At 68.8% G+C, this 24,712-nt stretch carries 19 protein-coding genes and 2 pseudogenes; 12 read left to right on the top strand and 9 right to left on the bottom strand.

Annotated features, from left to right (window positions below):
- Positions 1–19: 19 nt before the first annotated feature.
- Complete coding sequence (locus tag ACFUJY_RS06100) at positions 20–1,399, bottom strand: diaminobutyrate--2-oxoglutarate transaminase family protein (protein ID WP_383295175.1); 1,380 nt, start codon at positions 1,397–1,399, stop codon at positions 20–22.
- Between the two features lie 328 nt (positions 1,400–1,727).
- Here ACFUJY_RS06100 and ACFUJY_RS06105 point away from each other — a divergent pair, with 328 nt between their 5' ends.
- The gene (locus tag ACFUJY_RS06105; RefSeq protein ID WP_383295178.1) at positions 1,728–2,960 is read left to right on the top strand and encodes a trypsin-like serine peptidase; all 1,233 of its coding nucleotides are present in this window, start codon (positions 1,728–1,730) and stop codon (positions 2,958–2,960) included.
- Positions 2,961–3,087: 127 nt separating this feature from the next.
- Entirely contained in the window at positions 3,088–4,269 is a 1,182-nt protein-coding gene (locus ACFUJY_RS06110) for a trypsin-like serine peptidase (RefSeq protein WP_383295181.1), read from the top strand.
- Positions 4,270–4,350: 81 nt separating this feature from the next.
- On the opposite strand, the gene hflX is transcribed toward ACFUJY_RS06110, so the two are convergent.
- The 5 genes from hflX to ACFUJY_RS06135 all read right to left on the bottom strand — a co-directional run bounded on the left by hflX (position 4,351) and on the right by ACFUJY_RS06135 (position 11,230).
- On the bottom strand, positions 4,351–5,871 hold the full coding sequence (gene hflX / locus ACFUJY_RS06115; RefSeq protein ID WP_383295184.1) for a GTPase HflX: 1,521 nt from the start codon (positions 5,869–5,871) through the stop codon (positions 4,351–4,353).
- 143 nt (positions 5,872–6,014) lie between these two features.
- Complete coding sequence (locus ACFUJY_RS06120) at positions 6,015–7,469, bottom strand: M1 family metallopeptidase (RefSeq protein ID WP_383295187.1); 1,455 nt, start codon at positions 7,467–7,469, stop codon at positions 6,015–6,017.
- A gap of 87 nt (positions 7,470–7,556) precedes the next feature.
- Entirely contained in the window at positions 7,557–9,671 is a 2,115-nt protein-coding gene (locus ACFUJY_RS06125) for a RelA/SpoT family protein (RefSeq protein WP_383295190.1), read from the bottom strand.
- 140 nt (positions 9,672–9,811) lie between these two features.
- Entirely contained in the window at positions 9,812–10,684 is an 873-nt protein-coding gene (dapF, locus tag ACFUJY_RS06130) for a diaminopimelate epimerase (protein WP_383295193.1), read from the bottom strand.
- Positions 10,685–10,777: 93 nt separating this feature from the next.
- Positions 10,778–11,230: a hypothetical protein gene (locus ACFUJY_RS06135; RefSeq protein ID WP_383295421.1), complete on the bottom strand. Its 453-nt coding sequence runs from the start codon at positions 11,228–11,230 to the stop codon at positions 10,778–10,780.
- Between the two features lie 248 nt (positions 11,231–11,478).
- On the opposite strand from ACFUJY_RS06135, the gene ACFUJY_RS06140 reads away from it, so the two are divergent.
- From ACFUJY_RS06140 to ACFUJY_RS06155, 4 genes and pseudogenes are all read left to right on the top strand, one after another.
- Positions 11,479–12,669, top strand: coding sequence for a tyrosine-type recombinase/integrase (locus ACFUJY_RS06140; RefSeq protein ID WP_383295196.1), 1,191 nt, complete (start codon positions 11,479–11,481; stop codon positions 12,667–12,669).
- A 463-nt stretch (positions 12,670–13,132) separates the two neighbouring features.
- Positions 13,133–13,480, top strand: a complete 348-nt coding sequence (locus tag ACFUJY_RS06145) for a hypothetical protein (RefSeq protein ID WP_383295199.1) — start codon at positions 13,133–13,135, stop codon at positions 13,478–13,480.
- Positions 13,434–14,132: pseudogene (locus tag ACFUJY_RS06150) on the top strand (caspase domain-containing protein); the annotation flags it as partial. The gene ACFUJY_RS06145 and the pseudogene ACFUJY_RS06150, both read left to right, overlap by 47 nt.
- Before the next feature lie 84 nt (positions 14,133–14,216).
- The gene (locus ACFUJY_RS06155; RefSeq protein WP_383295424.1) at positions 14,217–15,767 is read left to right on the top strand and encodes a diguanylate cyclase domain-containing protein; all 1,551 of its coding nucleotides are present in this window, start codon (positions 14,217–14,219) and stop codon (positions 15,765–15,767) included.
- Between the two features lie 173 nt (positions 15,768–15,940).
- On the opposite strand, the pseudogene ACFUJY_RS06160 reads toward ACFUJY_RS06155, so the two are convergent.
- Positions 15,941–16,814: pseudogene (locus ACFUJY_RS06160) on the bottom strand (transposase).
- A 169-nt stretch (positions 16,815–16,983) separates the two neighbouring features.
- Positions 16,984–17,778, bottom strand: a complete 795-nt coding sequence (locus ACFUJY_RS06165) for a MerR family transcriptional regulator (RefSeq protein WP_383295202.1) — start codon at positions 17,776–17,778, stop codon at positions 16,984–16,986.
- A gap of 78 nt (positions 17,779–17,856) precedes the next feature.
- Here ACFUJY_RS06165 and ACFUJY_RS06170 point away from each other — a divergent pair, with 78 nt between their 5' ends.
- The 5 genes from ACFUJY_RS06170 to ACFUJY_RS06190 all read left to right on the top strand — a co-directional run bounded on the left by ACFUJY_RS06170 (position 17,857) and on the right by ACFUJY_RS06190 (position 20,595).
- Positions 17,857–18,219: a nuclear transport factor 2 family protein gene (locus tag ACFUJY_RS06170; RefSeq protein WP_383295205.1), complete on the top strand. Its 363-nt coding sequence runs from the start codon at positions 17,857–17,859 to the stop codon at positions 18,217–18,219.
- A 38-nt stretch (positions 18,220–18,257) separates the two neighbouring features.
- A complete protein-coding gene (locus tag ACFUJY_RS06175) occupies positions 18,258–19,043 on the top strand; it encodes an SDR family oxidoreductase (RefSeq protein WP_383295208.1) in 786 nt (261 codons plus the stop codon).
- Positions 19,044–19,308: 265 nt separating this feature from the next.
- Positions 19,309–19,797 carry a hypothetical protein gene (locus ACFUJY_RS06180; protein WP_383295211.1) on the top strand — a complete coding sequence of 163 codons (489 nt, stop codon included), beginning with the start codon at positions 19,309–19,311 and terminating at the stop codon, positions 19,795–19,797.
- Positions 19,798–20,010: 213 nt separating this feature from the next.
- Positions 20,011–20,190 carry a hypothetical protein gene (locus ACFUJY_RS06185; RefSeq protein WP_383295214.1) on the top strand — a complete coding sequence of 60 codons (180 nt, stop codon included), beginning with the start codon at positions 20,011–20,013 and terminating at the stop codon, positions 20,188–20,190.
- A gap of 69 nt (positions 20,191–20,259) precedes the next feature.
- A complete protein-coding gene (locus tag ACFUJY_RS06190; protein WP_383295217.1) occupies positions 20,260–20,595 on the top strand; it encodes a hypothetical protein in 336 nt (111 codons plus the stop codon).
- Between the two features lie 574 nt (positions 20,596–21,169).
- Here ACFUJY_RS06190 and ACFUJY_RS06195 read toward each other — a convergent pair.
- On the bottom strand, positions 21,170–22,339 hold the full coding sequence (locus ACFUJY_RS06195; protein ID WP_383295220.1) for a cellulase family glycosylhydrolase: 1,170 nt from the start codon (positions 22,337–22,339) through the stop codon (positions 21,170–21,172).
- A gap of 569 nt (positions 22,340–22,908) precedes the next feature.
- Between ACFUJY_RS06195 and ACFUJY_RS06200 the strand changes: the two genes are divergently transcribed.
- Positions 22,909–24,528 carry a cellulose binding domain-containing protein gene (locus tag ACFUJY_RS06200; protein WP_383295223.1) on the top strand — a complete coding sequence of 540 codons (1,620 nt, stop codon included), beginning with the start codon at positions 22,909–22,911 and terminating at the stop codon, positions 24,526–24,528.
- The last annotated feature ends 184 nt before the right edge of the window (positions 24,529–24,712 follow it).

Below are 24,712 nucleotides of genomic sequence, written 5' to 3' on the forward strand. Positions count from 1 at the left end.
CCTGTGCTGGTGTCCGTGGTCAGCGGAGCGATCCGGTCGGCAGGCGGCGGTGCGGTGAGCGTTCCGCCGCTGCCAGGGCGTCGGCGAGGCGGTCGACCACCGCTGTCGCCTGTTCGTCGGTGAGCGTGAGGGGCGGCAGCAGGCGTACGACGGTGGAGTACCGGCCACCGAGTTCGACGATGAGCCCACGGCTCAGGCACTCCTGCTGGACGGTGGCGGCGAGGACCGGGTCCGGCGGCGGTTCGGTGCCGGTGCCCTGCGGGCGTGCTTCGGGGTCCACGATCTCGACGCCGATCATCAGGCCCCTCCCCCGGACGTCGCCGACGCACGGGTGGTCGGCGGCGAGCGATCCGAGGCTCGCCAGCATGCGACCGCCGAGGGCCCCGGCCCGTTCGGCGAGGCCGTTCTCGCGGACGTACGCGAGGGTGGCGGTGCCGGCCGCCATGGCGAGCTGGTTGCCGCGGAAGGTGCCGGCGTGGGCGCCGGGCTGCCAGGTGTCGAGCTCCGCGCGGTAGACGATCACGGCGAGCGGGAGGGAGCCGCCGATGGCCTTGGACAGCACCATGACGTCGGGCACGATCCCGCTGTGCTCGACGGCCCAGAAGGCGCCGGTGCGGCCTACGCCGGTCTGGACCTCGTCGGCGATCAGCGGGATGGACCTGGTCTCGGTGATCTCGCGCATCCGGCGCATCCAACCGTCCGGCGCGGGGTTGACCCCGCCCTCGCCCTGGACCGGTTCGAGGATCATGCCGGCCGGGGCCCGCGTCCCGCTCTTGGGGTCGTCCAGCAGGTGCTCGGTCCAGCGGGCGGCGGTCCGCGCACCTGCCTCGCCGCCGATGCCGAAGGGGCAGCGGTAGTCCTGCGGGAAGGGCAGCCTGGTCACCCGTACGTCCTCGGCGCCGCCGGATGCCGCGAGGGCGCCCTCCGTCATGCCGTGGTAGGCGCCGGTGAAGGCCAGCAGGCCGCTGCGGCCGGTGGCGGCGCGGACCAGCTTGAACGCCGCCTCGACCGCGTCCGTGCCGGCCGGGCCGCAGAACTGGACCCGGGCGTTGTCGGCGAATTCGCGCGGCAGGGTGCTGAACAGCTCCGTGACGAACGCGTCCTTGACCGGGGTGGCCAGATCCAGCACGTGCAGCGGGGCGCCCGAGTCGAGAACCTTCTTGATCGCTTCCAGGACGACCGGGTGGTTGTGGCCGAGGGCCAGCGTCCCCGCCCCGGAGAGGCAGTCGAGATAGCGTCGCCCGTCCGCGCCTTCGATGGTCAGCCCCCGGGCGCGCACCGGCACGATCGGCAGTGATCGGGCGTAGGTGCGGGCGGCCGATTCACGCAGCGACTGGCGGCGCAGGATGCCTTCGTGGGCCGCCAGGGGTGGCGCCGGAGCTGGTTCGGTCACGGCCACGGCTCTTGATCCTCCCGCTGTAACAGTTGCGTTGCACGTCAGTACGATTTCGCAAGGACGGCCTGCGAGGGTGAACGCTGTCTCCGTGCCCCCCACGCGTACCAACGACCGAGGGGGCAAAGGATCACGGGTAAATCCGAAGATCCTTGCGGAGCGCAACCCTGCCGCGCACCGCCGACAGCGGCACCGGCATAGTGGGGGGCCGCGCCGGGCTCGGGTACATCCCGAAGACCGCGCTGCCTCCTGCCCGTTCGGCGGACCATGCGGCGCGCCGGACACAAGTGCAGTACAGAAGCGTTGAGTTACGAAGTCCCAGGGGGATCAGCAGATGCGTCTCGTTCGACCAGGAAGCACCGCACGCCGTGGCAGGAGTGCGCGCCGCGCCTCTTCCCCCGTGCTCGTCACCGCCGCCTTCACCGCGGTCCTCGCGCTCACGGCGACCGCCTGCGGGCCGACCGAGGACGACGCGAACTCCGAGCCGAGCAGGAGCACCTCGGCCGATGCGACGTCGGACGGCAAGATCGCCATCCCGGACGATCTGAAGGACCGGCTCAAGGCGCACGGGATCGACATCGACAAGTGGAAGAACGGCGAGTGGAAGAACTGGGACAAGGACAAATGGCTGCGTGAGGCCAAGGACTACATCAACCCGATCATCGCGGGCCTCTGGGACCCCGACCGCATGCAGGACGCCGACAAGCCTCCGGAGAAGCCGGTCGACAACGACATCTCGGGCGACGAGGGCGTGACGGACCCGACGCCCGCGCCGGTCCGGGCCGTGGGCGTGAAGACGCAGTACCACGACAACGCGCCGGAGTCGGGCAAGCTGTTCTTCGACGGCCCCGAGGGCTCGATGGTCTGCTCGGCGACCGTGGTGAAGGACCCGGCGCACCCCGGCAAGTCCAACATGGTGTGGACCGCCGGCCACTGCGTCCACGCGGGCAAGAAGGGCGGCTGGTACCGCAACATCGCCTTCGTCCCCTCGTACAACAACAGCGGTCTGTCGACGGCCGAGCTGCGGAGCAACCCGCCGAAGGAGAAGGTCGCCCCCTTCGGCATCTGGTGGGGCACCTGGGCGCAGACGTCCCAGCAGTGGATCGACCAGGGTGCCGCGGTCGGCGGCCTCGGCGCTCCGTACGACTTCGCCGTGCTGCACGTCACACCCGAGGAGGGTGCGGGCGGCAAGTCCCTGGAGGAGACGGTCGGTTCCGCCCTGCCGGTCGAGTTCAACGCCCCGGCGGTGCCCGAGATCAAGGGCATGACGGCCACCGGCTTCCCGGCCGCGGCGCCGTACGACGGCCAGAAGATGTTCCAGTGCGAGGACAAGCCGGGCCGGCTGTCGCTCGCCCAGGACGACCCGACGATGTACCGCATCGGCTGCTCGATGACCGGTGGTTCCTCCGGCGGCGGCTGGGTCGCCACCGGCCAGGACGGCAAGCCCGCGCTGGTCTCGAACACCTCCATCGGCCCGGTGACGGCCGGCTGGCTGGCCGGGCCGCGCCTCGGCGAGGAGGCCAAGGGCGTCTACGACGCGGTCAGCGACAAGTACGCGGACAAGTAACAGGCAGGACCGCGCCCGCCCGGGCGCGTACGACGGGAGCCCAGGGGCCTCCGGAGCGGCGTCGGCCGCTCCGGAGGCCCCTGGCACGCAGACAGCAAGTGTGCAGATTTCAGGGGGATTCCTTTTCATGCGATCCATACGCCCGCTGCTCGCCGCGACCGGTCTGGTCGCCGCGCTCGCGCTGACCGCCACGGCCTGCGGCCCCACCGAGGACGAGGGCGCCGCCGAGCCGGCCGCCACCGCCTCCGCGTCGGCCTCCGGCGGTACCGGGAAGGGCGGCGGCCTCCCCGCCGGGCTGGCCGACGAACTCAAGAAGCACGGGATCGACCCGGACAAGTGGCGCGACGGCGAGTGGAAGGACTGGGACAAGGACAAGTGGCTGCGTGAGGCCAAGGACTTCGTCAACCCGGTCATCGAGGGGCTGTGGAAGCCGGACCGGATGAAGTCGGCGAAGGACCCGGCCAAGACGATGTCCGCCGGTGACCTCTCCGGTGACCGGGGCGTCACCGACCCCGAGCCCAGGCCGGTCACCGCCCAGCGCGAGAAGACGCCGTACCACGACTACGCGGCCCCGGTCGGGAAGGTGTTCTTCGACTCCCCCAAGGGCCACATGGTCTGCTCGGGCACGGTCGTCAAGGACCCCGCGCACCCGGGGAAGTCCAACCTGGTGTGGACCGCCGGCCACTGCGTGCACGCCGGCTCCGCCGGCGGCTGGTACCGCAACATCGTCTTCGTGCCCGCGTACAACGACCAGGGCAAGAGCGCCGCGGCGCTGGAGAACGCGCAGTCCCAGGAGATCGCCCCGTACGGCGCGTACTGGGCCGACTGGGCCAGCACCTCCGGGGAGTGGATCAAGGACGGCGGGCCCACCGGCGGCGAGGGCGCCCCGTACGACTACGCCGTGCTGCACGTGAAGCCGGAGCGGGGTACCAAGTCCCTCGAAGAGACCGTCGGCAACGCCCTTCCGGTGAACTTCGACGCGCCGGAGGTCTCGCGGATCGGCATGATGGGCGCCTGGGGCTACCCGGCGGCCCCGCCGTACGACGGTCTGATCATGCACAAGTGCGTCGACCGCCCCGGGCGGCTCTCGATCAGCCCGGCCACGCCCACGATGTACCGCATCGGCTGCTCGATGACCGGCGGTTCGTCCGGCGGCGGATGGTTCAGCGAGGGCAGTGACGGGAAGCTCGCGCTGGTCTCCAACACGTCGATCGGCCCGGTCACATCGGGCTGGCTGGCCGGACCGCACCTCGGCGAGGGTGCCGAGCAGATCTTCACGATGATGAGCGAGAAGTACGGCGCCCGGTAGCGGCGAAGCCCGAACCACGGCCGGAAGGCCCGTCCCCTCGCGAGGGGACGGGCCTTCCGGTTCCTACGGGCGCGGTGCGGCTCAGTGCACGGCGGGGATGAACGCGGCGAGCTCCGCGGCCAGCTCCTCGTTGACCCGCGCCTTGATCAGCGTGCCCTCCGAGGTGTGCTCCTCGGAGACCACTTCGCCCTCGGCGTGCACCCGGGAGACGAGTCCGCCCTGGGTGTACGGCACGAGTGCCTCGATCGCGACCGACGGGCGGGGCAGCTCGCTGTCGATCAGCGCGAGCAGCTCGTCGATGCCCGCTCCGGTGCGGGCGGAGACCGCGATGGCGTGCTTCTCGTTGCGCAGCAGGCGCTGGAGGACCAGCGGGTCCGCCGCGTCGGCCTTGTTGATCACGACGATCTCGGGCACGTCCGTCGCGCCGACCTCGCGGATGACCTCGCGCACCGCGGCGAGCTGCTCCTCCGGCACCGGGTGCGCGCCGTCCACCACGTGCAGGATGAGATCGGAGTCGCCGACCTCCTCCATGGTGGAGCGGAACGCCTCGACCAGGTGGTGCGGCAGGTGCCGTACGAACCCGACGGTGTCGGCGAGGGTGTAGACCCGGCCGCTCGGCGTCTCGGCCCGGCGCACGGTCGGGTCGAGGGTGGCGAACAGGGCGTTCTCCACCAGCGCTCCCGCCCCGGTCAGGCGGTTGAGCAGCGAGGACTTGCCCGCGTTGGTGTAACCGGCGATGGCGACCGAGGGGACCTTGTTGCGCCGGCGTTCCTGGCGCTTGAGGTCGCGGCCGGTCTTCATCTCCGCGATCGCCCGGCGCATCTTCGCCATCTTCTCGCGGATACGGCGCCGGTCGGTCTCGATCTTCGTCTCACCGGGACCACGGGTCGCCATGCCGCCACCGCCGCTGGTACCGCCACCGCCCATCTGACGGGACAGCGACTGACCCCAGCCGCGCAGCCTGGGCAGCATGTACTGCATCTGCGCCAGCGAGACCTGCGCCTTGCCCTCTCGGGACTTGGCGTGCTGGGCGAAGATGTCGAGGATCAGGGCGGTCCGGTCGACCACCTTGACCTTGACGACGTCCTCGAGGTGGATCAGCTGGCCCGGGGACAGCTCACCGTCGCAGACGACGGTGTCGGCTCCGGTCTCGACGACGAGGTCACGCAGTTCGAGCGCCTTGCCGGAACCGATGTACGTGGCCGGGTCGGGCTTGTCACGGCGCTGGAAGACGGCGTCGAGCACCTGGGCGCCCGCCGTCTCGGCGAGGGCCGCCAACTCGGCGAGCGAATTCTCCGCGTCCTGCACGGTGCCCGAGGTCCAGACACCGACGAGCACCACGCGCTCCAGGCGCAGCTGCCGGTACTCGACCTCGGTGACGTCCTCGAGCTCGGTGGAGAGGCCGGCCACGCGTCGCAGCGCGGCACGCTCCGAGCGGTCCAGCTGGTCGCCGTCCCGCTCTCCGTCGATCTCGAAGCTCCAGGCGACGTCCTCTTCCATCAGGGCGTCGGCCCGCAGGCCCTCGGTGAGGCTCTCGGTCGGGTTCTCCGTGGCACTCTGCGCGTTGTGCGCGTCCTGGGGAAGGGAAGAAGAGGAGGTCATTGGATCCTTACGTCGATAGAAGTGGTTGCATCAGTCACAACGCGTGATCTGTGCGGAAGATTCCCGAGGGGGAGATCCTCCGCTCCGGCCGCCTCGGCGACCCGTCGATAGTGGCACGGCCGCGCGCGGGGCGTCACCCGGGTTTACGAGGCGGCAGGCGCCGTGCTCCGCCAGTCCGGGTGCCCCGGCATCGGCGGGGTCTTCGTCCCGTACAGCCAGCCGTCGAAGAAGGTGGTCAGATCGCGCCCCGACACCTGTGAGGCGAGCCGGACGAAGTCGGCCGTGGCCGCGTTGGAGTCGCGGTGCTTGCGGACCCAGAGCCGTTCCAGCCGGTCGAAGGCGTCGCGGCCGATCTCCTGCCGCAGCGCGTACAGGACGAGGGCGCTGCCGTCGTAGACGACGGGCCGGAACAGGCTGATCTTCTCGCCGGGCTCCGGGGCCGCGGGCCGGGCGGGCGGGCCTCCGGCGGCGCGCCAGGCGTCCGAGCGGATGTAGGCGTTCCGCATGCGCGCCTCAAGTGGTGCGTCCATGTGGTCCTCGGTGTACCGCGCCTCGTACCAGGAGGCGTGCCCCTCGTTCAGCCAGAGATCGGACCAGGAGCGCGGGGAGACGCTGTCGCCGAACCACTGGTGGGCCAGTTCGTGGACCATGACCGACTCGACGTACCACTCGGGGAAGCGCGTATCGGTGAACAGGCGCTTCTCGAAGAGGGACAGGGTCTGGGTCTCCAGCTCGAAGCCGGTCTCGGTGTCGGCGACCAGGATTCCGTAGTTCTCGAACGGGTAGCGGCCGACCTGCTCCTCCATCCACTCCAGCTGGGCGGGGGTCCTCTTCAGCCAGGGTTCCAGGCGGTCCCGGTCCGCGGTCGGCACCACGTCGCGCACGGGCAGTCCGTGCGGTCCGGTGCGCCGCACGACGGTCGAGCCGCCGATGCTGACCTGGGCCAGTTCGGTCGCCATGGGGTGCTCGGTGCGGTAGGTCCAGGTGGTGCTGCCACCGTCGCGGCTGCGGCCGGCGGGCAGACCGTTGGCGACCACGGTCAGAGCGTTCGGCGCGGTGACGTGGAAGGTGAAGTACGCCTTGTCGGCAGGGTGGTCGTTGCTCGGGAAGACCCGGTGCCCGGCGTCCGCCTGGTTGGCCATGGCGAGCCCGTCGGCGGTGCGCACCCAGCCGCCGCTGTCCTGTTCGCCGGTGGGGTCGCTGGTGTGCCGGACGGTGATCCGCAGGGGCATCCCGGCCGGGATGCGGCCCGCCGGCCGTACGACGAGGTCCTCACCCGCGGTGTCGAAGCCGGCGCGCAGCCCGTTGACGGCGACGGAGCTCACGGTGCCGCGGGTGAAGTCGAGGTTGATCCGGTCCAGCGGCTCGGTCGTCCGCGCGTCGATCGTGGTGACGGCGTCCAGCGGCTCGTCGTTGCGGCCCCGGTAGACGAGGCCGATGTCGTACGCGAGCACGTCGTACCCGGGGTTGCCGAGGTGCGGGAAGAGCGGGTCGCCGATGCCGAGGGGCACCGGGTCGGCGGGCAGGGTGGCGGCGACGAGGGCGGCCGACGCGGCGGCCAGCAGGGCGGCCCGCGAACGGCGGGAGAGGAACGGCATGGACTACGGCTATCAGCGCCGCCCCGCCGGACGGGCGCGGCGCGCGCCGCGCCACCCGAATGAGAACGCGGTTGACGGCCCGGTCCCTCAGAGCGCCCCGGCCGGATGCTGGGCGCGGCTCACGTCGTACACCCCGGGCACCTCGCGCATCGCGCGCATCAGCGCGGGCAGACCGGCCGCGTCCGGGAGCCGCAGCGTGTAGGTGTGCCGTACGCGCTGTTCGCTCGGGGGTTCCACGGTGGCGGAGATCACCGCGGCGTCGGCACCGGCGATGGCCTCGGTGAGGTCCGCGAGCAGTCCGGGGCGACCGAACGATTCGGCGACCAGTGTCACCCGGCACGCCTGCTCGTCGCCCCAGCTCACCGGGACCGGTGTCCGCCCGCCCGCCACCATGCGGGCCACCGCGGGGCACTCCAGCCGGTGCACGGTGACGGCGGCGCCGCCGCGTACGGGGAAGCCGGTGACCTCGTCGGGGGGCACGGGCGTGCAGCAGCCGGCGAGCCGTACCGCGGCGTCCGGGCGCTCCGCCACGGCGGTAGCGGTGCGGGCGCGCGCGGTCCGGGGCACCGCGGGCGGGACCGGCTGCGGGTCGGGCCCGGCCGGTACGCCGGGCTGCCCGGTCTCCGCCGCCTGCGGGTGGGCTGCGAGCCAGCCGGTGATGGCGATGCGGGCGGCGGGGGTGCGCACGTGGTCGAGCCAGTCCGGCGAGGGGCCGGACGCGGCGTCTTCGGCCAGCAGCGGCTGCACGGTGTCGCCGTCCTTCAGCACGGTGCTCAGCGTGGCCAGCCGGCCGTTCACCCGGGCGCCGATGCAGGCGTGGGCGGCGTCGCCGTGCTGGGCGTAGGCCGCGTCGACGCAGCTGGCGCCGGCGGGCAGGCCGAGCATGCCGCCGTCCGTGCGGAAGACGGTGATCTCGCGGTCCTGGGCGAGGTCGGCGCGCAGGGTGGTCCAGAAGGTGTCGGGGTCGGGCGCGGACCGCTGCCACTGGAGGAGGCGGGAGAGCCAGCCGGGGCGGGTGGGGTCGGCGCGTTCGCCGTCGGCCGGTTCGGCGGTCTGGGGGGCGCCCTCGGAGGCGTACGGACTGCCGAGGGCGACGACGCCGGCCTCGGCGACCTTGTGCATGCGGTGCGTCCGGATGAGGACCTCGGCCACCTCGCCGTCCGGGCCCACCACCGCGGTGTGCAGCGACTGGTACAGGTTGAACTTGGGGGCGGCGATGAAGTCCTTGAACTCGGAGATCACCGGGGTGAAGCAAGTGTGGAGTTCGCCGAGGACGGCGTAACAGTCGGCGTCCTCGCCGACGAGCACCAGGACCCGTCCGAAGTCGCTGCCGCGCAGTTCGCCGCGTTTGATGCGGACGCGGTGGACGGAGACGAAGTGGCGGGGCCTGACCATGACCTCCGCGGAGATGCCGGCCTCGCGGAGCACCGAGGCCACGTTCCCCGCCATGGCGCCGAGCGGGTCGGGGCCGTCGGCCGCCTCGGTGATCAGCGCGTCGGTGCGGGCGTACTCGTCGGGGTGGAGGATCGCGAAGACCAGGTCCTCCAGTTCGGTCTTGAGCGCCTGGACGCCGAGCCGCTCGGCGAGGGGGATCAGCACGTCGCGGGTGACCTTGGCGATCCTGGCCTGCTTCTCGGGGCGCATCACGCCGAGGGTGCGCATGTTGTGCAGCCGGTCGGCGAGCTTGATGGACATGACGCGGACGTCGTCCCCGGTGGCGACCAGCATCTTGCGGAAGGTCTCGGGTTCGGCGGCGGCCCCGTAGTCGACCTTTTCGAGTTTGGTGACGCCGTCCACGAGGTAGCAGACCTCCTCGCCGAACTGTTCGCGCACCTGGTCGAGGGTCACCTCGGTGTCCTCGACGGTGTCGTGGAGCAGGGAGGCGGTCAGCGTGGTCGTCTCGGCGCCCAGTTCGGCGAGGATGAGGGTGACGGCGAGCGGATGGGTGATGTAGGGCTCGCCGCTCTTGCGCATCTGCCCCCGGTGCGAGCTCTCGGCGAGCAGGTAGGCGCGTTGCAGGACCGAGAGGTCGGCGTCGGGATGGTGGGCCCGGTGCGCCTCGGCGACGTGCGCGATGGCGTCGGGGAGCCGGTCGCGGGAGACGGGGCCGAAGAGCGCGGCTCTGCCGAGCCTGCGGAGGTCGATCCGGGGACGGCCCCGCCTGCGGATGGGAGCACCTGGGCTGGTGGCCTCTGCACTCATGGGGGCACCTCCGGCGACGTCGACCGGCGGTGGGGAGGCGGGGCGCGCCTCCGGGCCGGTGCTTGATGCTACCGAGCCCACCACGTGGCGGAGTCCCGCTCTCGCCGAGCGTGAAACGGATCACCCATTCGAGCGAAGCGTTACGCGTCCGGCGTTTCGAGCCAGGCCGGTTCGATCATGCCCTCGGCGACGATGACGGCCGGTCCGGTCATGTCGATCCCGCCGTCCGGGTGCTCCGTGATGGCGAGGGTGCCGCCGGGGAGGTCGACGGTGTACGTGACGGGCTCGCCGGTCCGCGCGGGGTCGGTCCGGTCCCGGCGGGCGGCGGCGACGGCCACCGCGCAGGCGCCGGTGCCGCAGGAGCGGGTCTCGCCGGAGCCGCGCTCGTGGACGCGCATGGCGACGTGGCGGGGGCCCCGGTCCACGACGAACTCGATGTTGACGCCCTCGGGGTAGACGGCGGCCGGGGCGAACGACGGCTCGGTGAGCAGGTCACCGGCGTGGGCCAGGTCGTCCACGAACGCGACCGCGTGCGGGTTGCCCATGTTGACGTTGCGGGTGTCCCAGGTCCGGCCGCCGACGGTGACGGTGACGCCGTCGGCGGGGAGCAGGGCGCGCCCCATGGAGACGGTGACGTCGCCGTTCTTGGCGAGGTGGACCTTCTTGATGCCGCCCCGGGTCGCGACCGCGAGGTCGCCCGCCTCGACCAGGCCGGCGCGCTGGAGGTACCGGGCGAAGACCCGCACGCCGTTGCCGCACATCTCGGCGACGGAGCCGTCGGCGTTGCGGTAGTCCATGAACCACTCGGCGTCGTCGGCCATGGCCTTCGCCTCGGGGTGTGCGCCGGAGCGCACCACGTGCAGCAGTCCGTCGCCGCCGATGCCCGCGCGGCGGTCGCAGAGCCGGGCGACGACGGAGGCGGGCAGGTCGAGGGCGTTCTCCGGGTCGGGAACGATCACGAAGTCGTTCTCGGTGCCGTGGCCCTTGAGGAAGGCGATCTGCGAGGTGGTCACGGGACAACTGTACGAGGCGGCGCCGACAGCCGGGAAACGGTCCGCCGCGCGGACAGCCGCCCGGGGGCTTCCCGGTCCGTGGCTCCCGGCCGGTCAGCGCAGCCGGGCCACGCGCCAGACGGCGAGCGCGACGAGCACGGCGCAGACCCCGGCGTAGAGCGCGACCACGCGCCAGTCCGGGCGCTGCGACGAGCCCCTGGAGGGCAGTCCGGGCCAGGCGTAGCCGACGCGGCGGGCGGCCATCATGGACCACCCGGCGGCGCAGCAGCTGATCAGGAGGCCCAGCATGGCGACGACCGCGCCGCCGTCGCCGAACTCGAAGGCCAGCGGGAAGGCGAACATCAGCGAGCCCACCGCGGCGAGCGTGACGATGGGCGCGAGCTGCCAGATGCGCAGCCGGCGGGCGGGCCGCAGCTCGACCTCGACCTCGGGGGTCACGTCGAGCTCGTCGGGCCCGTCCGGGCTGAGGCTGTCCGCCTCATGCCCGGCGCCCGGTGCGCCGTGTTCCGCTGCGTCTTGTTCCGTGTCGCGAGGGCCGGCCTCCATCGCCACGCGCCCTCCCAACTCGGACTCCAGTCGATCGATGCTCGATGATGGCACGGCCGCGGTCGCCGAAATGACGGGCGGAGCGTCCCGATGCCATCACGTGATCAGGCTGTTATGGCCCCACTTCGGGGTTTACGCAGGTCAGACACCTGCTACTGGTCAGCGAGTCAGCAAAAGGTCAGCAATAACCCCAGGTCAGCGCACGATTACACGTTCGCGCCGCACCCGGAGAAGGAACCGTCACCATCATGTCGAACAAGCTTGCGCGGGGTATGGGGAGCTTCTTCAAGCCCTGCGCGTGTCGCCGGCCGTCCGGCTGCCCGCACCTCTACACGATCCGCTTCCGCAACACCCGAGGCAAGCAGTCCGAGGAGTCCGGCTTCCCCACCCAGGACGCCGCCATCGAACGCCTCACCGAAATCTACACAGCCCGCAAAACCACCCCCCGAAGCATCGCCGAACAGCAGGCAACCCTCGGTGAAATGACCTTCGAGGAGTACGCCAAGGCATGGTTCGCCCGCAAGCGCGGCCTCACCGGCAGCACGAAGGCCGCGACCGAGTCCCGAATGCGCACCCACGCCTACCCCGAGATCGGCTCGCGGAAGATCCACACCTTCGACAGCTTCGTCGTCGAACGCTTCATCACCGCCATGGAACGCAGCAACGTCGGCGCCGCCACCCAGGCCCAGGTCTTCCTGCGAGTGAAGGGAATACTCAAGGACGCACACCGCCGCGGGATCATCAGCCTCGACCCACTTCTCGACGTCAGCCCGCCGGAGTACCGCCCCGGCCCGACCGTCATCCCCACCCAGCAACAGGTCGGCCTCCTGCGCGCGGCCCGCGAAGACGACGCCTTCCGCCTCATCGTCGACCTCATGGCCGGCATGGGCCTGCGCAACGGCGAAGCACTCGCCGTCAACGTGAACAACATGGTCGCCAAGGACGTCTACCGCGTACACCAGCAGGTCCACGACCGGACCGTCACCCTGGAACCCCTCAAGCACCGGAAACCCGGCGAGTTCCGCGAGGTGCCCCTGCCCTCCTTCGTCCGCGAAAGCATCGAACACTACGCCGCCAAGCACGGAACCTTCCAAGGCGGCCACCTCCTCGCAACCATGCGCCCCAGCACAGGAAACGCCTTCCTCTCCCCCACCACCCTCCGAAGGTGGTGGACCCAACTCCAGAAGCAAAAGCCCCACCTCATCCCCAAAGGGATGACGATGTACAGCTTCCGCCACTACTTCGCCTCCAACGCCCTCGGCCAAGGCATCCCCATCACCGACGTCGCGGAATGGATGGGACACTCCGACATCAACATCACCTTCCGCACCTACCGCCACCTCCTCCCCGGCTCCGTCTCCAAAGCCGCCAAACTCCTCAACAACGGCCTCAACTTCACCAGCACAACGGCGGAGCCGACCCAGGTCGCCGCCGCCTGACATTCCAGCCCTCGACCCCCTGCATGATCCTGATCGTGGATTTCGGACACCTTCGGCTATCCGGCTTCGCATATATGGCGGCAGACTGTGGTGCTCTCGGCGGGGAAGCCTGCGGCAAGTCCCGCGCGGGCGACGCTCCCGGACCGCGCGGCGTAGCATCTGTGTTGCCAGCCGTCGCTTCCAGGTCGCCCCGCTAACAGGTAGGTCCCGGAGCCGGACCGCCTGGTGCCATGGGCCGCACGGGCCGTGACGGCGTGCTGTTGTGGGACACGACCGACCTGGACACCGCGAACTGGGCGATGGTCCGCCCTCAACCGGCAGAGGATGTGACGGGCGGGCCGTCGGGCCGATCAGCGACCGAACGCCGCTGACGGATCGAGGTTACTGGTTTGTCAGCATGGTCACGTGAGGCTGCCTATGCTGGCCTTTGCAGATGACGTGCGTGGGGGTGGGGGAATTGCGAGTGACTCTTCAGATCACTGGTGAGTCGGCTGAGGACGAGGTTCGATCACTGCATGACTGGCTGCTTCTGGACCGGTCGTTTCGGCGGGACGCGCAAGTGGAGCTCGCCTCGTCGTCCGTGCCGGTCCCTGGACAGCAGGGTGCAGTCCTGGACTTGGTGTCGGTTGTGCTGAGCAACGGAATCAGTGCCACTTCCTTGGGAGTTTCTGTCGCATCGTGGCGGGCCACCCGGCCCCAAGAGCCGACCATTACTGTCGAGCGGGCCGATGGCAGCAAGGTAACGATCTCCGGCTCATCACGCGATGAGGCTCAGCGGCTCCTTGAGCAGTTGCTCGGCGAACAGCAGTAGGCTCCGCAGCGTGAGCAGACTCGCCGACTTTGGAAGATCGCGGGCGCTGTTCATCGGCGTGGACAGCTTCGCAAATCTTGAGTCGCTGCCGGCCGTCCGTCAGAACCTGTCGACACTTGCCGACCTCTTCGCTGACGGAGTGTGGCAGCTGGGATCGTCACACTGTGTGCAGTTACTTAATCCAAACTCAACGCGGGAAGTCGACCAAGCGATTGCCCATGCGGCAGTGGCGGCAACTGATACGTTGCTCCTCTACTATGCGGGGCACGGACTACTCGATCGCCAGGGGCGTCTTCACCTCGCCATGCCTGACAGCGACAAGAGCGCTGTCCACTCGACGGCGTTCCCCTATGAGTGGGTGCGCATGCGGCTGGCTGAGAGCGGTGCTGCACGTTGCATCGTCATTCTTGACTGCTGTTTCAGCGCACGCGCCATGGGCGCACAGTCACCTGCCTCAAGCATCGCGGCCCTCGCGGAGGCGGAAGGCACATACGTATTGGCGGCTGCCGATGAACGCGCTATTGCTCTGGCTCCTCCTGGGGAGGTCTTCACAGCTTTCACCGGCGCTTTGGTCCGGGTGCTGACTGACGGTATCGCCGATGCACCTGAATCTCTCGACTTGGATACGGTTTTCCAAGGAGTTCAAGCCATTTTGCGGCGTCAGGCGCGGCCTGATCCGCAATGTCTCGGCCGCAACCAGGTGGGTCGGACAGCCTTCGTGAAAAACCCTGCCTATTTGCCGGATCAAGTGCACGACGTTCCGTATGACCTCCAGACCATATTCGAAGCTCTTCATACCGCGCGGAGTCTGGCCGACACATTGCAGGCCGCCTCAGACGGCATCGTATCCAGCCTGGGGTTCGGGCGCGCCAGCGTGAACCTCGTGCGACCAGACGGCGACCTGGTCGTGGCTTCCTTCTCCGGAGACGAAGAGACGGAGGGCACCATCCTTGGGCGTGTCGGTAGTCGCGCTTCGTGGGAGCGGCGTCTGTCTATGGGCGAGGCTTGGGGCACATTGCGATTCATTCCCCATACCGAGAGCCCAAGCTTCGGCGACGACGGCCTGCCAGATTGGTACACGGACGGCCCTGTACCTGTCTCTGACCACGAGTGGCACCCCGCAGACCGTCTACTCGCACCTATATACATGCCTGGCACGCACGAACAAGTCTTCGTCGGGGTTATAGCCGTAGGTGAGCCTCACACTGGCCGACACCCCGGTCCAGCCCAACGCGATGCCTTGCAGGCTTACGCCCTCCAGGCAGCTATTGCAATCAGCCACTCGCGTTTGCGCTCCAATATGCAGCGCGCTCTCATTCGTCTCGAGCGCGAACAGCAGGCGCTTCGGGCCAGTGAGGAAAGCTTCCGGCAAGCCTTCGAGTACGCCCCCTCCGGCCTGGCCATCGCGGAACTGGGCGGCGCCCAGCACGGGCGCATCCTGCGCAGCAACGACGCGCTGTGCCGGCTGCTCAGCCGCCCTGCCTCCGTGCTGCGCCGCTACTCCTTCGCCGACCTTGTGCACCCAGAGGACATCGGCACGCTACTGCGAACCTCTGCCGAGGGCGGCCACGCCGAACTGCGCCTCGGCCGTCGCGATGGCACGTACGTCTGGGTATCCATGCGCAACTCCGTCGTCGCCGACACAGCCGACGGGCCGCGCTTCCTGCTCACGCACATTGAAGATATCGAGGAGCGGAAACGACGCGAATCGGACCTAGTTCACCGTGCTTCGCATGATGCGCTGACCGGTCTTCCGAATGCAGCTGAGCTTCGCTCGCGCCTATCGGCCCACTTGTGCTCAGACCCGGACTACCACACCGCAGCCGCATCCCCGGGTCTGAAATCGCACACTGCCGCTGTGCCTCACGTGCACGTTGTCGCTCCCCGCCGTGACGATGGAGCCACAGGAATCGCGGTCCTCTTCTGCGACCTCATCGGCTTCGCAGTGATCAATGAAACGTTGGGGTATGAGGCGGGCGACGCGGTCCTCATCGAGGTCGCGCGGCGCCTTTCGGCCACCGTCCAGGAAAGAGACACAGTGGCCCGGTTCGGCAGCGATGAATTCGTAATCCTCGCCCAGGGACTTGGCGCGGTCGAGGCTCATGCGTACGCGGTACGTCTGTGCGATGCGATTGGCATGCCGATTGACGCCAAGGGCCATCGCCTCTCGGTTAGTGCCACGATCGGCGTCGGTTGGGCTCAGTGTGGCATGGTGATTGAAGAGATTCTGACATCAGCTGCTAGAGGCGGTACACGTCATCAGACGACCGCACTAGAAGAAAGCTGACGTCTGTCATTAGCCTCGAAGTTTCATGACGGTCCGCCGACGTGGTCGGTGGGCCGTTTCGTGCCGTGGATTTGCGGGTGGGCAGGTGGGAGGCCCGAGTCTCGTCTCGGGGTGACGCCGGGTTCCACTGCTCCGGTGGCGGGTTGCTGTCATAGGGGTGTGAAGGTTGCTGGTCAGTCGGGGTTCGGCAGGAATGCGAGCTGGTTGAGGGCGCCGGTGATCACGTCGGTCCAGGGCCAGTGCCGGGCGAGCCGGAGGATCCGCCTGCGGCCGGTGGTGACGAGCTATCCGGCTGCGGTGAACAGGCGGAGTCGCAGGCGGCGGGGTTCCCAGAGCCGGGCGGTGCCGGTGAGGGCGAGCATCGGCATCCAGGCCAGCAGGTCGAGGGCGATCTGCACCATCTCCAGCCAGATGCGGTTTTGGGCGGTGCGGTGCAGGGGCAGGTTGCGCAGGCCGGTGGCGCGGGCGTTTCGGATACGGTCCTCGGCGCGAGCCCGCAGCCGGTGACGCAGTTCGAGCTCGGCAATCGGGAGATTGGTGGTGTTGGTGGCGAAGCACGTCAGCCGCAGTCCGTTTTGCCCGAGTGTGCGATCACCAGCACCCCGTCGAGGCCCACGGTCACCGCCCTCTCCGCATTCGGCGCCCGCTCGCCGGCCACACCGTCCAGACGCGGGCGCACGCTACGGCCCGGGCAGCACGGACCGCCGCCAGAGCCTTCTCCTCGGAGGCGGCAAGAGTGTCGATGAGACGGGAGACCGTCGGGTCGGAGGCCACGGGCCCGAACACAGCCGGCTCCGCCCGCAGCATGCCGGCATCCGCGAGGCAGTCACCGCCCAACGCGACCGCCAGGGCCACGTCCAGGAGGCCCTTTCCCGGATCGGGGACGGCCCTCGGCTTCCGCCACGGCATCAGCGCCGCTGATATCGCGGTGTCCAAGCCGGCCTTGCGTAAGGTCTCGACCAGCAGCACGCCCCCGGCCTGCGAGACCACCGTCCGAGCGCCGCTCTCGACGCGGACACGCGGGTACGACGCGATAGGCTTCTCCACCGGTAGTACCTCATTCCGTGCAACCAACAGGACCCTAGAAGAGTCCAATCGTTGCAGTTCAGGAGTGCTCTCCTCTTATTTGATCAAGCCTGGGTGCTCCACCTCGTGAGAGCACGAGGCTCTACGTGTGCGCCCCGTTGTTCCAAGACTGCGCACCGTACTGACCGCGTCAGGTGACACGGAAGACCGGCCAGCCGATCTCGGTGCGCCACGCGGCGGGATCGCTCGTTTCACGGGGGCCGACGACGTAGACCTCCCGCACCGGCCCGGCCACCGACATCGCGTTCTCCACCACCCAGGTCCCGAGTTCGCCGTACGTGACCTCGATGCCGTCGTGCTCGCCGACATGGGTGGTGACCGCAAGTTCCGCGGCCGGCAGACTCACGGGGTGCACGCGTCCGGTGCGAGGTGGCGCAGCGGAGGGCAGGTAGACGAGCGCGTGCCCGCGCTCGTGCTCGGAGAGGGCGTTGTCGTACATGCCGCCCGGCGGTCCGGACATGGCGGTGCCGACGGCCGCCTCGAGTTCGGCCATCGCGCCTGCGTACCAGGTCTCGATGTCGCGGTGGCCGACTACGGCTTCCACCGCCGCGACCGTCCGTGCCGGCTCTGCACGCAACTCGACGTCGATGGGCGCGGGGTCGGGTCGCAGCGGGCGGCGTAGCGAGACGACTGCGGCCCGGGTGCGGTCGAGTGCGTCCTCGAGGCGTTGGAGGTGGTCTGCGACCAGTGCCGCCCGGACACCGGGGTCGGGGGTGCGGAGGATCTGCTGCACATCGTTCAGGGGGACGTCGAGCTCGCGAAGCCGGTGGATGACCTGTGCGGTCGGAATTTGGTCGACGCTGTAGTAGCGGTAACCGGTGGTCTCGTCCACCACGGCGGGTTCCAGCAGGGCGGCCTCGTGATACCGGCGCAGGGTCCGCACGCTCAGGTGGGTCAGCCGCGAGAACTCGCCAATGGTCAGCATCCCCTCATTCTGGATTCTCCCCCTGGGGGAGAGTCCATGGCTTGACTCTCCCGCGCCGCGAGGTCACACGGTGGGCTCATGACACAGCACACCGATCTTCCGTCCGATCTGCTCCCGACCCCCGTGGGCCAGTTCTTGGCCGCCCACGTCGTCCACGATGCCGGCACCGCCTCGTCGTTTCTCACCGAGGATGCGGTGATTGTCGACCAGGACGAGACCTTCCGCGGCCGGGAGGAGACCCACGCGTTCCTGCGGGACGCCGGGTCCGAGTTCGAGTACACGACTGAGCAGGTCGGCGCTCACCGCGTCGATGACACCCACTGGGTGGTGACCGTGCGGCTCGAAGGCACCTTCCCGGGAGGCGTCGCCGAGCTCGACTACCGGTTCGCACTGCGGGACGACCTCATCGCCGAACTCGTCATCGCCAACCACCCGGCCTGACCCAACCCGCACCACCTCAATCTTCAATGGAGAGAAAAATGTCTAATTCAGACCGCGATCGTCTCAACGGACGCCGGGCGCTGGTCACCGGCGGTTCGAAAGGCTCGGGCAAGGCCGTCGTGGAGAGACTGCGAGAGATGGGTGCCGACGTGTGGACCACGGCACGCACGATGCCCGACTGCTACGAGCGCCCCGACCGGTTCATCGAGGCGGACACCTCCACGGTGGGCGGTGTAGAGGCTGTGGTGTCGAAGATCTCTGAGGGAGGTGCGCTGGACATCCTGGTGCACGTTGTCGGAGGATCCTCGACCCCGCCTGGCGGATTCGCTGCCGCGACCGAGGAGCACTGGCTGGCGGAGCTCAACCTGAACTTCCTGGGGGCTGTCCGACTGGATCGAGCACTGCTGCCGGCCATGGTGGAGACGGGAACAGGAGTCGTTGTCCACGTCACGTCGATCCAGCGTCAGATGCCGCTACACGACGCGACGTTGCCGTACGCGTCAGCGAAGGGCGCCCTGCGTACGTACAGCAAGGCCCTCGCGAACGAACTGGCCCCACGAGGCGTGCGAGTAAACGCCGTCAGCCCCGGAGGGATTCAGACCGGAGCGTATGCCGGCTTCATCGACCAGCTCGCCAAGGGCAACGGATTGACCCGCGAAGAGGCGGAGCAGAGCCTGATGGATTCCCTCGGAGGGGTTCCCATCGGAAGGTTCGCAACGACGGAAGAGGTCGCGGACCTGGTCGGCTTCCTCGTGTCGGACCGAGCCTCATCCATTGTGGGCGCGGAGTACGTCATCGACGGCGGCACTGTTCCAACCGTCTGAGCCAGGCACCGGTTCCGAGCGCAGCCACTCGCGAACAGCACCAACCCGGTGACGGAACCCCCTCCTTCACAAGGACCACGTGTGTACAACCCGATTGGCTGCTTCACCTGGAGAGCGCCTCTTTCCGTGCAGCCAACAGGACCCTAGGAAGGTCCAATCGCTGCAGTTCAGGGGCGCTCTCTGCTTATGCGGTCATGCGTCGCCGCCCCAACTCGTGAAAGCGCGAAGTTAGGCCCAAGTCCAGGGTGGTGTTCGGCGTTGAGGCTTGGCGCCCGACGGCGGCAGCATCGGCCGGACGCAGGGCGCACCGCCGGGCGGTCCTGTCTCTCCCACGGCCGACTCAGCCCGGTGGCATCCACGCGTACGCCTGCACGCATCGGAGGCGACCACTGAGATCCGCCGTAAGCGCATCGACCTGCTGCGCAAGGCGCTTGGGCTGCCTCCGCTCCGCCTGGGCGGCGGGGAGATCCCACTGCAGCCCGCGCCGGAGGCGGCAACACTGTCCGCGCTGGCCCGTCAGCTCGACCGGCACCTCGGCGGCGCGATGTCCCCGGGGCAGACGCGGCTGACGGCCCTACTCGCTGTCGAGTTGGACACCGCGGCGCGCAGCGGGGAGCTGATCGAGCTGCGTACCACAGACCTGGGCGAGAACAACGGCGCGGTGTACGTCGAGCGGCGCCCCCAGGGCGGCGGCGCTGGCAAGGGGATGTCAACGCCGTCAGCCGCGAACACCGCGCCGCCTCCATTTGCATAGACGCCTCCAAGAGCTACTGGCCCGGCGCTGACAACCCCAACCAGATGGCCAACCGCCGAGCCGCCATCACCACCACCTTCCTGGGACACCGCCACGACCGCAGAACCCGGGCATACCTCGACTCCCCCTCGATGTCGCCCCTTCACGTTAATTCCACTTCGTGCGCACATACATGTCACACTGCCCCTTCCACAGCACATCCCTGGGGGGACCATGCGCACCCGCGCCATCAGGCCGGCCACCATCGCCGCGGCATTCCTGCTCAGCCTCACGGCTTGCAGCAGCGACAACGACGCCACCGTCACGAAGAGCGACGCCAAGCCCAAACCCGCCGCCACCACAAGCAACGCAGCGCCGGAACCTAAGCAGCAGACCACCTTCATCGTTGGCTAGACCGCAGACATCAAGGACAACGCCAACAACATCACCTTCAGCGCCGCCGTCATCGCCTACACCCAGCCGGTGAAGGGGCCACAGCCTCCTGGCGACGAGCTGGGCGGCGACGCCTGGGCCACCGCAGAGATCAAGGTCTGCAACACCGGCCCGACAACCTTCACCGTCAGCCAGTTCCCCTGGTCCCTCGCCTACGAAGACGGCACCCGCGTAGAGGTCACCGGCCTCAAAGGTGGCGACCTGCCCAAGCCCGAGTTCCCCACGAATGATGTCTCGGTCAAGCCGGACCGATGCGTGCGCGGAAAGATCCCGTTCCCCGTACAGAGCAGCGCGAGGCCCCAGTACATCGTCTACGCTCCCGATGCGATGGACGAGCCGCTGGAATGGGCTGTGCCCGCCACATAGCAGGAGGTGGCGCCCGTGGCGCGCGGCCGTCGCATCGTACGGCAGTGCCAGCGCGCCGCTTTGTTGTCTGGTGGGTGGCACCGTTCTTCTGCGCCGCCTTACAGACGGCAAGCAGGATCGGGATCACCGTGGACCTGAGCGCCGTCGAGCTCGTCAGGCTCACGGAACGCGGCCAGGGCCTCACGCGGGACGGGGTGGGGAGCCGAGCCCGCCCCGAAGCGGCGGTACGTCGTCCGGAGCACCACCCCCGCGATAGTCTCGCCCCCGCCACGCCGACCTGCGCGCCCCGGGCACGGGAGAGCTCGCCGATGCCCTGGAAGTCACTGCCCACCAGATCGAGGAGACAAGCCCGCGGATCAAGGCCATAGGCGTATCCACGTAGCGCTGCTGGCCCATCTCGCCCACCCTCTGGAGAAGGAGACGGCGCACTCACTTCTCCTGCCGCCCTAGCTTGGGGATGTTCGGCCGCGAGGCGATTACGCCGGGCGATGGCAAGGAAGGCTGGTATGTGCGTGAGGCCGTTTGCCGACCTGCGTGCAGGACAGCGCGAGCACGGCCCCACGCACAGGATGTGTCAGCTGTCCGCGCCGCTGCCGGCCACGACGCAGGACTGGCTGTTCTCCCAGCCCCAGCCGTCACCGTCGGGATCGGACGAGCTGCCGTTGACGCAGTACGGGTACCCGTTGGGTGCGGTGCCGCTGCCTGTGTCGCCGTCGCCCGGCTCACCACCGTCGCCGTAGACGGTGGCAGTCTTGGAGGTGGCGGCGATGCCGTTGGCGCCATTGATGAAGCGGTTGCCCCACGTGGTCAGAGAGCCCGCGTCGAAGCCGTTGACCATGTCGAGGTACTCGACGCCGCTGCCGTTGCCGCTCCAGGACCAGCCGATGTAGCCGACGCCCAGTGACTGAGCTGTCGCCATGATGGCGTCCTCGTCCGGGTTGCCGTCGCTGTGCTGGTCGCCGAACTCGCCGACTACGACGGGGAGTTTGTTGTCGGTGAAGTGGTGCAGGTAGTCCTGCACCTCGGCGGCGGTGTCGTATACGCCGTACATGTGAATCGAGAAGATGGTGTTGCGATCGGGGTCGGACGCGAAGACCGAGGCCGCGTTGTCCCTCATGGTCCCCGACCAGTCCTGGCCCCAGTTGGGGGCGTCCACCATCAGTGCGTGGTTGATGCCGGCGTTTCGCAGCTTGCTGATCGCGTTCTTGGTGGCACCGGTCCAGGCTGCGGCGTTCGTGTTGCCGTACGGCTCGTTGCCGATGTTGACGACGACGTAGTCCTCCTGTCCCTCCAGCGCGCTCTTCACGCCGATCCAGTAGTCGGCGGCCTTGTCCAGGGTGGTGGCGGCGCCGTCCTCGCCGTAGCCGGTGGTGTCATGCACCTCCAACACGCAGATGACCTTGGCGGCCTTGCACTGGCCGATGAGGGTGGAGACCTGCGATGTGGTCGTCTTCGTCCAGCGGTCGCCGCTGCCGAGGACGACGCGGACGGTGTTGGCGCCCGTGGCCGCTATGTCGGCGATGGCGGTCGTCTGCTCGGGGTACCAGGCGTAGGCGTGGTTGACGCCGCGCATGACGAACTCGTTTCCGTTCGCCTCGACCACGCGTCCGTTGCTGACGCGGATGCCGGTGGGGGCGGCCTCAGCCTCGCCGGCCAGAGGGCCGGTTATCGAGCCCAGCAGGCCCAGGGCGGCGGCGAACGCCATGCCCGCCGTGGTGATCAGGGTGCTTCTCGGCTTTCGCATTTCTCTCCTCGGATACGCATGCGGGTGCGGAGGCAGGTACGAAACGGGACGAGGTCACGGGGCGGACGTCACCCCGTGACAACGATGTCCGACGACGGCATGCCCATGCGGGCACGCTGGGTGAGCGCCGCCCGCCCTCCGGCGGGGATGTCACCGGAGGACAGGCTTCGCAGGCGTCGTGATGGTGGGGGCAGCGCCGGGCAACAGACGTCGTCCAGGTGCGACTTCGGCCAGATATGGCTCGAACGGGCCGTCGCCACACCATGAGGCACCGGGTGTTACGTCCCTGTCAATAGCGAGTTCGCGATCCGTCCACCATGTGCGTAACCCCTCGTTGAACTAAACCGCTAAACACGCTGGCCAGACCTGCTACGACCCAAAAGTAAGTCATGGACCTGCAAAAACAGGGTCAGTCAGATTGATTGACAGTCACACGTCATCGCCCTACGTTCCTGCTCGATAAACCGGTACAGGGCTGGAGTTCCCTTCGTCGAGCCGCCGAAGCCGGCCCCGTCCTCCCACCGCGCCCTCGAGGCTGCGGACCGCTCCCTTCGGACGAAAGAGACGCCATGCACAGTCATCCCCCCACTCGGACCAGGCGTTACTGGCCCCTGGTGTTCCTGCTTCTGGCCGCGTTGGCGGGCACCTGCCTGTCGCTCGTGCGCCCCGCCCCGGCCTCCGCCGCCACCGAATCCTTCGCGACACGGTGCGGGATCCGCTTCTGCCTGGACGGCAAGGAGTACTACGTCGCCGGGGCCAACGCGTACGACCTGTTCACCTTCGGTTCGGGCTCCGGCGACACCGAGACGGAGTACATGGACAAGGCCCGTATCGACGCCCACTTCGCCCGCATGCGCAACGACGGTGTCGATGTCGTCCGGCTCTGGATGTTCAACCACGAGGACTGGCACGGCTTCGAGAAGGCCGAAGGCGTCTACAACGAGCAGCAGTTCGCCCAGTTCGACTACATCATCGAGTCCGCCCGGACCCACGGCATGCGCCTCATGCCCGTGCTGGAGAACTACTGGGAGGCGTACGGCGGGATCGACACCCGGCTCAGGTGGGAGGGCCTGTCCGGCGGGCAGCCGGCCCGCGCTGCCTTCTTCGACAAGGACCGCTGCCCCGGGTGCTTCACCTCGTACAAGAACTACGTGAGTTACGCACTGAACCGGACGAACCACTACTCCGGCGTCAAGTACAAGGACGATCCCACCATCTTCGCCTGGGACCTGATGAACGAGCCGAGGTACGAGGCCCAGAGCCCGGAGGAGAACGTCGAGGGCACCACGCTGCGGGCCTGGGTCGACGAGATGGGCGCCTTCGTCAAGAAGATCGACCCGAACCATCTGCTCGGCGCCGGCATTGAGGGGCACGGCACCGGGTACGCCTTCGGCGGCGACGAGGGCAACCCCTTCGTGCACCTCCAGCAGTCACCGTATCTGGACTTCACCTCGGCCCACCCGTACCCGACAGAGTCCTGGGCCGACCTGACTCTGGACGAGACGAAAAAGCTGATCCGGGCCTGGATCAGCGACTCCCATGAGAAGGTCGGCAAGCCCTTCTTCATGGGCGAGTTCAATGTGCACAACGTGGATCGCGCCGCCTGGTGGAGCGAGATCTACACCGACTTCGAGGCAGCCGGCGGCGACGGGAGCGCCTTCTGGTGGTACCAGGACCGGGAGATCGACGGAAAGTTCGGCGTCACCCAGGGCGACCCCGAGCTCGAAGTCTTCCGCGCCCACTCCGCCAACATGGCCACCAAGAGCGGACGCACCCCGGCCACCACTCCCTCCCCCACGCCGACCGACTCCGCGGAACCTACGCCTACCCCCGAACCGACCCCCACCCCGACGCCCACAGCCGCTGCGCCGTGCAAGGTGAGCTACAAGCTCTCCGATTGGGGGACCACGTTCAACGCGGACGTCACGATCCGCAACAGCGGCACCACCGCGGTCGATGACTGGGAACTCTCGTTCACCTTCCCCGGTGATCAGTCCATCACCCAGATCTGGAACGCGACCCGCGCCCAGGTGGGCCGGAATGTCACGGCGACCCACCCCACGGGCTACAACACGTCCATCGCGCCGGGTTCCACTGTGAACTTCGGCTTCAGCGGCACCTCACAGACCGGAACCAACGGCGTCCCGACGGGGTTTGCCCTCAACGGCAGTGCGTGCACCTCGGCCTGACATCCGGGCGCTCCTCGCGTTCAACACCAGGACCCGGTTGAACCGAGGAGGCCCTTCATGAGCCGTGGGGGGCCCGAGCCCCGCGGCCCACCGCGCGGCCCCCCCGCCCGCGGGCGGCCCTCCAAACGCGCGAGATGCGAAAACAGGAGCTAAACAAAACCCGGGTGTAGACAAACGTTTGGAG

It is taken from the genome of Streptomyces sp. NPDC057249 (assembly GCF_042669245.1).
Classification (GTDB): Bacteria; Actinomycetota; Actinomycetes; order Streptomycetales; family Streptomycetaceae; genus Streptomyces.